The sequence below is a fragment of the Bradyrhizobium sp. UFLA05-112 genome (genome assembly GCF_053572325.1).
Genome location: NZ_JBANBK010000002.1, coordinates 185,169 through 198,895, shown reverse-complemented (window position 1 = coordinate 198,895; position 13,727 = coordinate 185,169). Strand labels below are relative to the sequence as shown.

13 protein-coding genes are annotated in these 13,727 nt (G+C 64.7%); 9 read left to right on the top strand and 4 right to left on the bottom strand.

The genetic code is table 11. The features are described 5' to 3' along the window. The 4 genes from livM to SO180_RS02180 all read left to right on the top strand — a co-directional run bounded on the left by livM (position 1) and on the right by SO180_RS02180 (position 4,167). Positions 1–1,329 carry a high-affinity branched-chain amino acid ABC transporter permease LivM gene (gene livM, locus SO180_RS02195; protein WP_449377202.1) on the top strand — a complete coding sequence of 443 codons (1,329 nt, stop codon included), beginning with the start codon at positions 1–3 and terminating at the stop codon, positions 1,327–1,329. Continuing rightward, positions 1,326–2,159, top strand: coding sequence for an ABC transporter ATP-binding protein (locus SO180_RS02190; protein WP_449377201.1), 834 nt, complete (start codon positions 1,326–1,328; stop codon positions 2,157–2,159). Before livM ends, SO180_RS02190 begins: the two co-directional genes overlap by 4 nt. Continuing rightward, positions 2,156–2,896, top strand: a complete 741-nt coding sequence (locus tag SO180_RS02185) for an ABC transporter ATP-binding protein (RefSeq protein ID WP_027525334.1) — start codon at positions 2,156–2,158, stop codon at positions 2,894–2,896. Before SO180_RS02190 ends, SO180_RS02185 begins: the two co-directional genes overlap by 4 nt. Positions 2,897–3,048: 152 nt before the next feature. Beyond that, the gene (locus tag SO180_RS02180) at positions 3,049–4,167 is read left to right on the top strand and encodes a branched-chain amino acid ABC transporter substrate-binding protein (RefSeq protein ID WP_449377200.1); all 1,119 of its coding nucleotides are present in this window, start codon (positions 3,049–3,051) and stop codon (positions 4,165–4,167) included. 78 nt (positions 4,168–4,245) lie between these two features. On the opposite strand, the gene SO180_RS02175 is transcribed toward SO180_RS02180, so the two are convergent. Next, complete coding sequence (locus SO180_RS02175; protein ID WP_449377199.1) at positions 4,246–4,623, bottom strand: response regulator; 378 nt, start codon at positions 4,621–4,623, stop codon at positions 4,246–4,248. 237 nt (positions 4,624–4,860) lie between these two features. On the opposite strand from SO180_RS02175, the gene SO180_RS02170 reads away from it, so the two are divergent. Then, complete coding sequence (locus SO180_RS02170) at positions 4,861–7,695, top strand: PAS domain S-box protein (RefSeq protein ID WP_449377198.1); 2,835 nt, start codon at positions 4,861–4,863, stop codon at positions 7,693–7,695. Between the two features lie 62 nt (positions 7,696–7,757). Continuing rightward, positions 7,758–8,753, top strand: a complete 996-nt coding sequence (locus SO180_RS02165) for a P1 family peptidase (protein ID WP_449377197.1) — start codon at positions 7,758–7,760, stop codon at positions 8,751–8,753. Positions 8,754–8,899: 146 nt separating this feature from the next. Here SO180_RS02165 and SO180_RS02160 read toward each other — a convergent pair whose 3' ends face one another. Beyond that, complete coding sequence (locus SO180_RS02160; protein ID WP_449377196.1) at positions 8,900–9,742, bottom strand: EF-hand domain-containing protein; 843 nt, start codon at positions 9,740–9,742, stop codon at positions 8,900–8,902. 256 nt (positions 9,743–9,998) lie between these two features. On the opposite strand from SO180_RS02160, the gene rpe reads away from it, so the two are divergent. The 3 genes from rpe (at position 9,999) to SO180_RS02145 (ending at position 11,390) form a co-directional block, all read left to right on the top strand. After that, positions 9,999–10,700, top strand: coding sequence for a ribulose-phosphate 3-epimerase (rpe, locus tag SO180_RS02155; RefSeq protein ID WP_449377195.1), 702 nt, complete (start codon positions 9,999–10,001; stop codon positions 10,698–10,700). 148 nt (positions 10,701–10,848) lie between these two features. Then, positions 10,849–10,995: a hypothetical protein gene (locus SO180_RS02150; RefSeq protein WP_449377194.1), complete on the top strand. Its 147-nt coding sequence runs from the start codon at positions 10,849–10,851 to the stop codon at positions 10,993–10,995. Between the two features lie 203 nt (positions 10,996–11,198). After that, on the top strand, positions 11,199–11,390 hold the full coding sequence (locus SO180_RS02145) for a hypothetical protein (protein ID WP_449377193.1): 192 nt from the start codon (positions 11,199–11,201) through the stop codon (positions 11,388–11,390). 100 nt (positions 11,391–11,490) lie between these two features. Here the strand turns inward: SO180_RS02145 and SO180_RS02140 are convergent, their stop codons facing one another. Both SO180_RS02140 and SO180_RS02135 read right to left on the bottom strand, forming a co-directional pair. Beyond that, complete coding sequence (locus SO180_RS02140) at positions 11,491–12,930, bottom strand: serine/threonine protein kinase (protein ID WP_449377192.1); 1,440 nt, start codon at positions 12,928–12,930, stop codon at positions 11,491–11,493. Positions 12,931–12,933: 3 nt separating this feature from the next. Further along, entirely contained in the window at positions 12,934–13,674 is a 741-nt protein-coding gene (locus SO180_RS02135; protein ID WP_449377191.1) for a metallophosphoesterase family protein, read from the bottom strand. Positions 13,675–13,727 lie beyond the last annotated feature (53 nt).

Sequence of the window (13,727 nt, the reverse complement as noted above, 5' to 3'; positions counted from 1 at the left end):
GTGACAGCTCTTTCGCAAGAAACGGTATCCGCAACCCGCACCGCAGCGGGTATCCCCTTCATCCTGAAAAAGGCTTTCCTGAGCGCCCTCGTCGCGCTGGTGCTGTTTTCGCTGATGATCGGCATCCGCACCGAGGCCGGTCCCGATGGGCAACTGACCTACTGGACGAGGTTCGGCGAACTCGCCTCCATCGTCGGCATCGTATTCGGAGGATCGATCCTCATCGAGTTGCTGCGGCAATGGATCGGCCCTGTCGGCGCCGAGAAGCTGGTGCCGCCCGCCGTGCATCGCGGCATGTCGATCCTTGGCCGGTACCTGGCGCCGGCGCTTCTGATCTTCACCCTCCTCGTGCCGGCGATCTTTTACAACCAACGCTACATCCTCGACCTCGCGATCCTTGTGCTCACCTATGTGATGCTGGGCTGGGGCCTCAACGTGGTGGTCGGGCTCGCCGGCCTGCTCGATCTCGGCTACGTCGCTTTCTATGCGGTGGGGGCCTATTCCTATGCGCTGCTCGCCACCAATTTCGGCCTGTCGTTCTGGATCTGCCTACCGCTCGCCGGAATCCTCGCAGCCATGTGGGGCGTTATGCTCGGCTTCCCGGTGTTACGACTGCGCGGCGACTATCTCGCGATCGTCACGCTCGCTTTCGGCGAGATCATCCGGCTCGTCATCATCAATTGGCAGAGCCTGACCGGCGGCCCGAACGGCGTCACCGGCATTCCGCGCCCCACCCTGTTCGGCATCCCGCTCGACAACAGCGACGATGGGCTCGCCGCAAAGCTCGGCATCGAATATTCGCCGACCCACCGCATCGTCTTCCTGTTCTACCTGATCCTGGCGTTGGCGCTGCTCACCAACTGGGTGACGATCCGGTTGCGGCGCCTGCCGATCGGCCGCGCCTGGGAAGCGTTGCGCGAGGACGAGGTCGCCTGCCGTGCGCTCGGCATCAACACCACTACCACGAAACTGACGGCATTCGCGACGGGTGCGCTGTTCGGCGGCTTCGCCGGCGCCTTCTTCGCAACGCGCCAGGGTTTCATCAGCCCGGAATCCTTCACCTTCCAGGAATCCGCGCTGGTGCTTGCCATCGTGGTGCTCGGCGGAATGGGCTCGCAGCTTGGCGTGGCGCTCGCCGCTCTCGCCATGATCGGCGGCTTCGAGCTGTTCCGCGGGCTTGAGATCTACCGCATGCTGGTTTTCGGCTGGGCGATGGTGCTGATCATGATCTGGCGACCGCGCGGCCTGATCGGCCATCGCGCGCCGACCGTGTATCTGAAGAAGGCGCAGGCCATCTCCTCCGACCTCGTCAAGGAAGGCCACGGATGAGCGGCGAGCGTATCCTCAGCGTCGATCAGCTCACCATGCGCTTCGGCGGCATCGTCGCCGTGCAAGACCTGTCGTTCGCGGCGGACCGGCGCAAGATCACGGCGCTGATCGGACCGAACGGCGCCGGCAAGACGACGGTGTTCAACTGCATCACCGGCTTCTATAAGCCGACCGGCGGCACCATCCGCCTCACCCACGATGACGGCAAGGAAATCGCGCTCGAGCAACTCAACGACTTCCGCATCGCCAAGCAGGCCAAGGTCGCGCGCACCTTCCAGAACATCCGCCTGTTTCCCGGGATGACCGTGCTGGAAAACCTGATGGTGGCGCAGCACAACATGTTGATGCGCGCCTCCGGTTTCACCTTCCTCGGCCTGATCGGTGCGCCGAACTACCGCAGTGCGGAGGCGCAGGCGATCGCTCTCGCCACCGACTGGCTGAAGCGAGTTAGCCTCCTGGATCGCGCCGACGATGCGGCCGGCAACCTCGCCTATGGCGACCAGCGCCGCCTCGAGATCGCGCGCGCGATGTGCACCGAGCCTGCACTCCTGTGCCTCGACGAGCCGGCTGCCGGCCTCAACGCGCGCGAGAGCGCCGCCTTGAGCGAGCTCTTGCTTTCGATCCGCAACGACCTCGGAACGTCGATCCTCCTGATCGAGCACGACATGTCGGTGGTGATGGAGATCTCCGACCACATCGTGGTGATGGACCACGGCGTGAAGATCGCGCAAGGCACGCCGCGCGAGGTGCGCGACGATCCCAAGGTGATCGCCGCCTATCTCGGCGCCGACGAGGAAGAGGCGATGGCGGTCATGGAGAGCGGGTCGTGACGGCGGCATCCCCCCTGCTCGCGATCCGGGGCCTGCGCGCGGCCTACGGCAAGATCGAGGCGCTGAAGGGCGTCGACGTCGAGATCAATTCCGGCGAGATCGTCGCGCTGATCGGCGCCAACGGCGCCGGCAAGTCGACGCTGATGATGACGATCTTCGGCAAGCCGCGCGCCCGCGCCGGGCAGATCCTGTACGAGGGCAAGGACATCACCGCCGTCCCGACCCACGAGATCGCGCATTTGCGCATCGCGCAGTCGCCGGAAGGCCGCCGCATCTTCCCGCGGATGAGTGTCGCCGAGAACCTCCAGATGGGGGCTGATGTCACCGACAGCACGCCGGCGGAACGGGAGAGCACGCTCGAGCGCGTGTTCGCGCTGTTTCCCCGCCTGAAGGAACGATTTGCCCAACGCGGTGGAACCCTGTCCGGCGGCGAGCAACAGATGCTGGCGATCGGCCGCGCCTTGATGAGCCGCCCTCGCCTGCTTATGCTCGACGAACCCTCGCTGGGGCTCGCACCGCTCATTGCGCGACAGATTTTCGACGCGATCCGCACCCTGAACCGGCAGGATGGCCTGACCGTGCTGATCGTCGAGCAGAACGCCAATCATGCCCTGAAGCTCGCGCATCGCGGCTACGTCATGGTCAACGGCCTGATCACGCTCGCGGGCAGCGGCGCCGAATTGCTGCAGCGCCCCGAAATCCGCGCCGCCTATCTGGAAGGTGGCCGGCACGCCTGACCAGGCCCGCCCTGCGCGAGAAAGCGGCTAGATATCTTTGCTAATGCCCGTATTTTGCCGGTGACTTCTCCGTAAATTCATTCAAGAATGGCGCCGGTTTGAACCGGACCAACCCGGCAACTCCCAACAAACGACCACCCGCGAGGTATCTCATGAAATCACTGAAGCTCATCGGTCTGGCATTTGGCGCGTCCGTAGCGCTGTCGACGGCAGCGTTCGCGCAGGATATCACCATCGCAGTCGCGGGCCCGTTGACCGGTACCGAGTCCGCCTTCGGCCGGCAGATGAAGAACGGCGCCGACCTGGCGGTGGCCGACATCAACGCCGCCGGCGGCGTCAACGGCAAGAAGCTCGCGCTCGACGCCGAAGACGACGCCTGCGATCCCAAGCAGGCCCGCTCGGTGGCGGAAAAGATCGCCGGCGCCAAGATCCCGTTCGTCGCCGGGCATTTCTGCTCGTCGTCCTCGATCCCGGCTTCGGAAGCCTATGCCGACGGCAACGTGCTCCAGATCACGCCTGCCTCCACCAACCCGCTCTTCACCGAGCGCAAGCTGTGGAACGTGGCGCGCACCTGCGGCCGCGACGACCAGCAGGGCCTGATCGCCGCGCAGTACATCGGCAAGAACTTCAAGGGCAAGAACATCGCGATCCTCAACGACAAGACCACCTACGGCAAGGGTCTTGCGGACGAGACGAAGAAGGCCCTCAACAAGGCCGGCATCACCGAGAAGCTCTACGAATCCTATAACAAGGGCGACAAGGACTTCAACGCGATTGTTTCGCGCCTGAAGAAGGACAACATCGACCTCGTCTATATCGGCGGCTACCATCAGGAAGCCGGTCTGATCCTGCGTCAGATGCGCGACCAGGGCCTGAAGACGGTGCTGATGTCGGGCGACGCGCTGGCCGACAAGGAGTACGCCTCCATCACCGGCCCGGCGGGTGAAGGCACGCTGTTCACCTTCGGACCCGATCCGCGCAACAAGCCGAGCGCGAAGAAGATCGTCGAAGCTTTCAAGGCGAAGGGCATCGATCCGGAAGGCTACACCCTCTACACCTACGCCGCGCTGCAGGTCTGGTCGCAGGCGGTGAAGAAGGCCGGCACAACCGATCCGAAGAAGGTCATGGAGACCATCAAGGCCGGCAAGTGGGATACGGTGCTCGGCCCGATCGAAATTGACGCCAAGGGCGACCTCAAGCAGATCGACTACGTCGTCTACAAGTGGGACGCCAAGGGCAACTACGCCGAACTCGGCGCCAAGGGCTCGTAACGAGAGTTCGCAACGCCTCGGCGTTGAGGCCATCCTTCCAAACGCCCCGGCTCGCCGGGGCGTTTTCGCATCCGGCAGTCAGACCGCGGCCTGGAGCTTGCCCGACTGCGCCGTCTTGAGCGCCTGGAGGAGATCATTGGGCCGGAACGGCTTCTGCAGGCAGACGACGTTGGCAAGGCCCGGTGCCTCCTCCATGAAGTCGAGGGCCGTCATGCCGGAGACGGCGACGATCGGGAAGTTTGGGGAGCTCTCGCGGATCGCCGTCATGACCTCGAGGCCGCTGGCGTCGGCCAGGAAAATGTCCACGATCGCCGCATCGAACGCCACTTCGCCAAATGCCTTGAGGCCGGCCGCGCCGCTCTCCGCCTCCACGACCTCGAAACGATTGACCCGGAGCACGATGGATACCATCGCCCGGACCTCCTTCTGGTCGTCGATCACGAGGATCCGGGGCATGGAACAACTCCCGTCGTCACGAAATGGTGTCGGTCAAGAAATCTGCCTCCCGGAACGGGATCCCGCCACAGCGGTAGAGGTATTATTTCCCCAGTCGGTAAAGACCAGCTTACCCGGTCTCGGCTGCTCGTTCTGGGAAAAATTAAGTAAGCTCTAACCTTCGGTTGAGTCGCGTATCTTCCCATCAGAGCGCGTGCCCAGACCCCGCTACCGCGCAGAGCGGTAGCGGGCTAGGATATGCTCCAAGGAGTGTCTGGAAGCCGTCAATGGCGGTCCGTAAGAGAGGTGAACGTGCTGGCACCGAACGACCGAAGCACCTTTCTATCGACCTTGCCGGCCGCTCGGAGCGATCGCACTGCAGCATTGGCGATCGTTGGCGTCTCGTCGATTCTGTTCGCTTTGGCTGTTCCGTTCGCCCGAGTGCCGCTTGCGCGCGTTCCGGCCTTCGTCGCGAGTTACCAGTCCGCGCTTGCGATCATCGACATCGTCACTGCGGTGCTCCTGTTGTCGCAATTTGCGGTCCTGCGGACCCGCGCGCTGTTGATGCTCTCGACCGGCTACCTTTTCACCGCGGCGGCAGCAATTGCCCACGCCCTGACCTTCCCCGAGTTGTTCGCGCCAACAGGACTTTTGGGCGCGGGTCCACAGACCACCGCCTGGCTCTATATGATCTGGCACGGCGGCTTTCCGCTGTTCGTGCTCGCCTATGCCTGGCTGAAGGACGCCGGCGGTGGCGTCAAAATAAGGGGGGCGGTGCGCCCTGCGATCCTCTGCAGCATACTGGGACCGGCCGCGGCGGTCATCGCCTTTGTCTGGATCGTCACGGCCAAGCACGACCTGCTGCCGGACCTTTTGCGCGACGGCCACTTTACGCCAACGCAGATCGGTGTGATCTCGTTCGTATGGTCCTTGAGCGCCGCCGCCCTGGTCACGCTGTGGTTTCGGCGGCCGCATTCGGTGATCGACGTCTGGCTCATGGTTGTCATGTGCGCCTGGCTATTCGATATCGCCCTGTCGGGAATCCTCAATGGCGCTCGCTTCGATCTCGGTTTTTACGCGGGGCGGATCTATGGTCTACTAGCCGCGAGCTTCGTGCTCGCGGTGCTGTTGATCGAGAATGTCCGCCTGCAGGCGCAGACCATCGATTTGCTCGGCATGCTGCGACGGCAATCGGCCTCGGAGCGCGACCATCACGGCGAGCGCGAGCGGCTGTTCAGCTCGGTTGTGGAATCCTCCAACGATGCCATCATCACCAAGACGCTCGATGGCACCATCACCGCTTGGAATCGCGCCGCCGAGCGCTTGTTCGGCTTCTCCGCGACGGAAGCCGTCGGCAAACCGATCGACATCATCATGCCGGAGGGCCGCCGGGAGGAGTTGGAGGACATCCTCGCCCGCACCCGAAATGGCGAGGTCATCGAGCAGCACGAAACCGTGCGCGTGCACAAGAGCGGGCAGCCGCTCGACGTCGTGCTCAGCCAGTTCCCGCTGTGGTCGTCGGACGGCAAGATCATCGGCGCCTCCAAGATCGCCCGCGACATCACCGAGCGGAAGCGAACGCAGGCCGCGCTCAATCGCGAGGTCGAGGAGCGCCAGCGCATCTTCGAGACGTCGCAGGACCTGATCCTGGTCACCGACGGTTACGGCAATTTCGTTCAGGTCAGCCCGAGCGTGAAGGATATCCTCGGTTTCAGCCCGGAGGACATGATCGGACACAACGCGACGGAGTTCATCCATCCCGATGATCTCGAGGGAACGCGCGAGGAAATGCGCGCCGCGCGGCGCGGCCTGACCAAGCGCAGCTTCGAGGCGCGCTACCCCCACAGGGACGGGCATGACGTCACGTTGAACTGGATGGGCACCTGGTCCGACCCGGTGAAGCGCCATTTCTTCATCGGACGCGACCTCACCGAAAAGAAAGCGGCCGAGGCCCAGTTCAGGCAGGCGCAGAAGATGGACGCCATCGGCCAGCTCACCGGCGGCGTCGCCCATGATTTCAACAATGTGCTCACGGTCATCACGGGCACGATCGGGATCCTGTCAGACGCCGTCGGCGACCGGCCCGATCTGGCGGCGATCACCAGGCTGATCGATGATGCGGCTGAACGCGGCGCGCAATTGACCAGGCACCTCCTCGCCTTTGCCCGCAAGCAGCCGCTGCAGCCGCGCGAGGTCGATCCCAACGCGCTGGTCGTGGAAGCCGCCAAGCTGCTGCATCCGACGCTCGGCGAGCAGGTCACCATCTCGCCGCAACTGACCGAGGACGCCTGGCCGGCACTGGTCGATCCGAGCCAGCTCACCACCGCGATCCTGAACCTCGCCTTGAACGCGCGCGACGCCATGCCCGACGGCGGCACGCTGGTCCTGGAGACCCGCAACGTCTTCCTCGACGAGGGCTATGCGAGCATGAACGTCGACATCATCGCCGGCAACTACGTGATGATCGCGGTGAGCGACACCGGCACCGGCATTCCGGCTGAGCTGATCGAGCGGGTGTTCGACCCCTTCTTCACGACGAAAGAGGTCGGCAAGGGCACCGGACTTGGGCTGAGCATGGTGTTCGGCTTCGTCAAGCAGTCCGGCGGGCACGTCAAGATCTACAGCGAGGAAGGTCACGGCACGAGCGTGAAGATCTATTTGCCGCGCTCGACCGGCGTGCAGGAGACCCCGCTCGAGGCGATGCGGAACGTTCCGATCGAGGGCGGCGACGAAAAGATCCTGATCGTCGAGGACGACGCGCTGGTACGCCAATATGTCGTGACCCAGATCAGGAGCCTCGGCTACAACGCGCTGGAAGCGGCGAATGCGGCGGAAGCGCTGACGCTCATCGACGGCAATGCCGACATCGACCTGCTCTTCACCGACGTGATCATGCCCGGCGCCATGAACGGCCGCCAGCTCGCCGACGAAGCGGCGAGGCGTCGCCCGGCGCTGAAGACACTGTTCACGTCAGGCTATACCGAAAACGCCATCGTCCATCACGGCCGGCTCGATACCGGCGTGCTGCTGCTCGCAAAACCCTACCGCAAGTCCGAGCTCGCCAGAATGCTCCGCATCGCGCTCGCCAGTTGAGCGCAGCCTCCGCCTACGCTATCGCTGAAGGCACTGCCGCTTGCAGCGCCGGGAGTGCCGCCTTGAAAAACCTCCTCACCGACATCGCCGGTGTCCGCGTCGGGCACGCCCATGACGAAAAGCTCGCCTCGGGCGCGACCGCAATCGTCTTCGACCAGCCGGCGGTGGCGGCGATCGACGTGCGCGGCGGCGGGCCCGGCACGCGCGAGGACGCTCTGCTCGATCTTGCCAACACGGTCGAGCGCGTCGATGCGATCGCGCTGTCGGGCGGCTCCGCCTTCGGGCTCGAGACTGGCGGCGGCGTACAGGCCTGGCTCGCCGAGCAGGGCCGCGGATTCCGGGTCCGCGAGGCGCTGATCCCGATCGTACCGGGCGCGATCCTGTTCGATCTTCTCAATGGCGGCGACAAGGCCTGGGGACGCTTCCCGCCCTACCGCGACCTCGGCTACGCCGCGGCAGCCTCGGCCGGCGTGGACTTCGCGCTCGGCAACGTCGGCGCGGGCCTCGGCGCCACCACGGCGAATTTCAAGGGCGGGCTCGGCTCGGCGTCCGCCGTGACCAGCAACGGCATCAAGGTCGCGGCAATCGCCGCCGTCAACGCAGTCGGCAGCGTCACCGTGGGCGACGGCCCCTGGTTCTGGGCCGCGCCGTTCGAGGTGGGCGGCGAGTTCGGCGGACGCGGCCTGCCGGATAGCTTCACGGATGACATGCTCAAGATGCGCATCAAGGGCGGGCCGGCCGCCAGTGCGCGCGAGAACACGACGATCGGTCTCGTGGTCACCGACGCAACGCTGACCAAGGCGCAAGCCAAGCGCCTCGCCATGATCGGGCAGACCGGCTTTGCCCGTGCGATCTATCCGGTGCATGCACCCACCGACGGCGACGTGCTGTTTGCCGCAGCGACCTGCGAGAAGGCGATCGATCCGATCGTCGACCTCACCGAGGTCGGCATGGTCGCAGCCAACGTCGTGGCGCGCGCGATTGCGCGTGGCGTGTACAGCGCCACGGCGTTGCCGTTCGCCGCTGCGCTACCTTCGTGGAGGGATCGGTTCGGTTAGTCCAACACTCGTCACCGCCCGGGCTCGACCGGGCGGTCCAGTATTCCAGAGACAATGACGCACACGGAGAGGCCGCGGCGTACTGGGTGCCCCGGTCAAGCCGGGGCACGACACCCGAAATTCGGCCGGAGCAGTCCGCTCTCTCGTCAGACGCTCACCGACAGCGACGAGGCCGCGGTGGCCGACAATTGCTGCGCCTCGCGCTGGATCATCTGCTCGATCCAGTTGTAGGACGAGGTCGCCGCGTTCGAGCCGCTGGAGTTGGAGCCGGAGCTCGATGAGCTCGATGCAGCCGGCGTCGTCATCGAGACCTTCGAGCCGTCGGCATAGGTGACGGTGGTCGTGGTCGAGCCGTCGCTATTGGTCACGGACGTCGAGGTCGCCCCGGTCAACGGATCGGAGCCGCCGTCCGAGCCGCTGGAGCTGGCGTCTCCGGAGCCGCTGGAGCTGCCGGCGCTTTCGGCATGGTGGTGACCGTGATGCCCACCCTGCAGCGCCTTCGACATCTCGTCGAGGCTGACGCTGCCGTCGCCATTGGTGTCGAGCTTGGAGAAGACGTCGTCGGCCTGCGCCACATTGGTGCCGCCCGCGCCCAGCGCGTTTTCGAATTCCGATTTGGTGATACTGCCGTCGCCATCAGCATCGATCTGCGAGAACAGATCCTTCAGCGCGTCCTGCGGACTCATCGACGTCGACGATGAGCTCGTTGAGGAGCTCGACGAGGTCGAGCTGGAGGAGCTGCTCGTGCTCACCGACGACTGGCTTTGCGCCGCAATCAGCGCGCTCATCGTCTCAGGCGAGATCTGCGGACAGTTGCCGGAGTTGACCGACGAGCTCGCGCCACTCGTCGTGCTGCTGCCGCTGTCGATCGAGAACGGGTTGGTCGCCCCTTGCGTGGAGCCTGTCTGCTGCGTCGAGGACGTCTTCGAGGACGTCAACGACTGCAACGCGTCGAGCGCACCCGACACGGCACCAAGGGCGAACAACATTCGACAACTCCGGACGATGCGGCAAGCCGCGGCCAATGCTCCAGTCCAGTCAGCAAGCGTCGTGCCAGCGCAAAAACCTCAATCAAATCCGGCTTTGCCGCGCCTTGGGCCGCCAGGGAACACCGGCAATTCGTGCCGGTTACGGCAGAATTTTCCGCCCACAGGAAGCGCCTCCCCCTGCATTGCCCCCCCGCATCGCCCATGTTAGGCGAGGCCCATCGTCACACGGCCCAACACTTTTCGGGAAACTGTGCCCATGACCCAAGCCCTCGCACTCCGCCCCCTGGTGATCGCGCCGTCGATCCTGGCGTCGGATTTTTCCAGGCTCGGCGAAGAGGTGCGCGCGGTCGATGCCGCCGGCGCCGACTGGATGCATCTCGACGTCATGGACGGGCATTTTGTTCCGAACATCTCGTATGGCCCCGACGTCATCATGGCGATGCGTCCGCACACCAAGAAGATCTTCGATGCGCATCTGATGATCGCGCCCTGCGATCCCTACCTGGAGGCCTTCGCCAAGGCCGGCTGCGACCACATCACTGTGCATGCGGAGGCAGGTCCTCACCTGCACCGCTCGCTCCAGGCGATCCGCGCGCTCGGCAAGAAGGCCGGGGTCTCACTCAACCCGGGCACGCCGATCAGCGCGATTGAATACGTCGTCGACCTGATCGATCTCGTGCTGGTGATGTCGGTCAATCCCGGCTTCGGCGGCCAGGCCTTCATTCCCTCCGCGCTCGGCAAGATCCGCGACATCCGCGCGATGACCGCAGGCAGGCCGATCGACATCGAGGTCGATGGCGGCGTCGGGCCCGACGTCGCGGGTGCCCTTGCTGCGGCCGGTGCGAACGCATTCGTCGCCGGCACTGCGGTGTTCCGCGGCGGCACGCAAGAGGCCTATAAGACCAACATCGCCGCGATCCGCGATGCGGCCGCAAACGCGCGCGGTGAAGCGATCTGAACCCGCGCGGACGAAATACCTCGCGGGTTTCTACGGGTGTTGCACCGCGACAAACTTAAGATTGCCTTAAACCCCGTAGTCATCCCAGCTTCCCTGATTCGTACAAATCAATGCACAAGAGCGCTCCCCTTTTCGACGGGAGTACCTCATGACGGCGACCCTGGTCTGGATTGGCGTGGCGTTGTGGCTCGGCTTGAATGCCGTGACTGCGGCGCGCCGCGTCCATGTAGCGCCCCCGGTGAAGGTCGCATCTCGTTCCGCCCGCATCATCCACCTCAATCGCCACCGGGGCTGAACGCCCGTGAAGGTCGCGATCGCGAAACGTCAACCGAAGCGCAGGTGCCGCATCCCGCGGCGCCCGCATCCGGACCTCGATTATTTCTTCGGTCGCTACGAGCGTACAGCGTGCGAAGCCAACGATGACACCGGGTCCGAGATCGTGGACCTGGACCAGTTCGGGTCACCGCGTCAGCACTGATTTTTTTTTGGAATTGCCTGATGAAACCGCTTTGCCCCAACTGCCTGAACGAGATGTCGAAGGCAGCCTCCTCCGGCAATCTGTTCAATTGTGAACCCTGCCGCGAGATCATCCAGTTCTTCGGCGTCGGTCCCGACCGCAGCAACGCCGGCCCGGACTTCTGGCTGCCCGTCCGCCGCAAGCGCGATGGTCACGCTGCCCACGCCCTCTGAACTGCGCACTACCTTTTTGTCTGCGCATGATCTCCGCGTAAACGCATTCCGCGTTTGTCGCGCCGGAAAACCGCTACACACTTTTCCGGATCATGCGCAGCTAGCCCGCGGCTTCGTCCGCCCTCACCTCTTCTGAATCCGCGGCCATCCTCGGCGGCCGCACCACGGTGACGGTGCAGGTTGCTTCGGAGGCGACCTTCGATGAAACGCTGCCGAGCAGCGTGCGCCTGAACGAGCTCTGCCGCGCGCCGATGATGACGTGGTCGACCTGGTTGATCTCGGCGAATTCCAGGATCGCGGCGGCCGGATCGATCGCCTCCAGCACATGAACCGTGAGCCGGCTCTCGTCGAGCTTGAGCGGCGTTGCCCAATGCCTGAGCGCGACCATCCGGTCGATATGCTTGTTGGATCCGTCTTCGTCGAGCGTCCGGTCGATCACGAGACGGTTCAGCTTCAGCACGTTGACGCAGGCGAGCCGCGCCGAGGGTAGCGTAGCCAGGATCCGTTCGGTCGTGACGAGCAGCGCCTCGTTCAATTCGGGCGCGCCCTCGGCGGTGTCGAGCGCGATTGCAAGGATCGGGCTCGAGGCAATCTGCGCCGCCACATCCGATTTCGGCCGCGGCTGCGTCACCTCCTGATTGAAGCGCCGCCGCCAGGCGACCGAGAGCGGATCGCGCTTCAGTCGCTCCGAGCGCGCGGTAAGCCTGACCTTGTCGGGATGGGTGAGATCGAAGGCGAGCTGCGAGGCGGTCGGATAGCGCCGGACCGGCTCGATCTCCAGGCATCGAAGCACGATTTCCTGAAGCCAGGGCGGATAATCGGGACGCAAGTTGCGCGGCGGATGCGGATCGCGCCACAGCCGGCGTCGCATTGCGCGCAGTGTCTCGCCCTCGCCGAAGGGACGCTCGCCCGTAGTGAAGAAATAGAGCAGCACGCCCAGCGAAAACAGATCGCTGCGCGGATCGTCGCGCAGGCCCAACAGCCGCTCCGGTGCCATATACGGCGCGGTGCCGTAGGGCAGCCGGAACTCCTCCTGCAACAAGTCCGGCAGATGGTCGTGATGCGACAGCCCAAAGTCGATCAGCACCGCCTCGCCGCTTGCCCGGAACATGATGCTGCTCGGCTTGATGTCGTGGTGGATCACGTTCTGCCGGTGCAGATCGGCCAGCGCGGTCGCGATCTTTGCGACCAGCACGCGCGCCTCCTCATACGGCAACGGCAGGTCGGGCAGCCGCGGATAGAGCGTGGTGCCGGGAAGCTGCTCGATCACGACATAGGCCTGGCGCGCGAAATCGCCGGTGCCGAAGCAGTGTGGCACGTGCGGGCCGGAGAGCCGCGGCAGGATCATCTGCTCCATCTCGAAGGAGACGATGGCGGCCGGGTCCTCGCCCTCGGACACCCGCGGAACTTTCATCAGAAGCGGCGCGTCGATGCCGGGATGGGTGACCGCCCACAGCGTCGCCATGCCGCCGGCATGCACGCATTCACCGACGGTGAAGCCGTCGATCTCAGCTCCGACCTTGACCAGGGATTTTGGCATCGCTCAGCGTCCCTGCGACAACCGGTCGGCCAGCCAATGCGGCAGGCCGTTCTCTCGGATCCGGCTCGCCGCCACCTCGATGTCATAGGGTGCCCGGCAATAGGTGATCTGACAGCTCTCGGTGTCGAACAGCGTAAAGCAGGCGGAGGGATCGGCGTCGCGCGGCTGGCCGACCGAGCCCATCACCGCGAGCCATTGCCGGCCGCGCAAGAGCTGCACGGGAACGTCGGTCTTGGGTACGAAGCTCGTCATCTTCGCGGTCACCGACATCGAATAAAGCGCCGGGCGATGGACGTGGCCGCAGAAAGTGACGTGGCACGGCGTCGCGATCAGGCTTTTTGCGGCGTCCGTCGTCGAGCGGACATAGTGCCATCGCGTCGGGTGCGAGGCTTCCGAATGCACATAGAGGCGGTCGTCATCCTCGACGAACATCGGCAGCTCCGCGAGGAAGCGCCGCTGCGCGGCATCGAGCCGGCCGCGAGTCCATTCGATCGCGATCTGCGCCTCGGCGTTCATGGTCTCGGCCGACGATTGGACCGCCTGGTCGTGATTGCCGCGGACAGCGACGGCGCCGTGAGCCACCAGTTCCATCGCGGTATCGACAACCCATTCCGGATCGGCGCCATAGCCGACGAAATCGCCAAGCAGGATGAAGCGCTCCGCACCGCGCTCGCGCGCCGCCTTCAGGCACACGTCAAAAGCCTGCCGGTTGCCATGGATATCCGAAAAGACGGCCAGTCGCACGCGTCCTCCACCCTCAAACCCTGTTCGTATGCCGATAAAGCCAATTTGAGGGA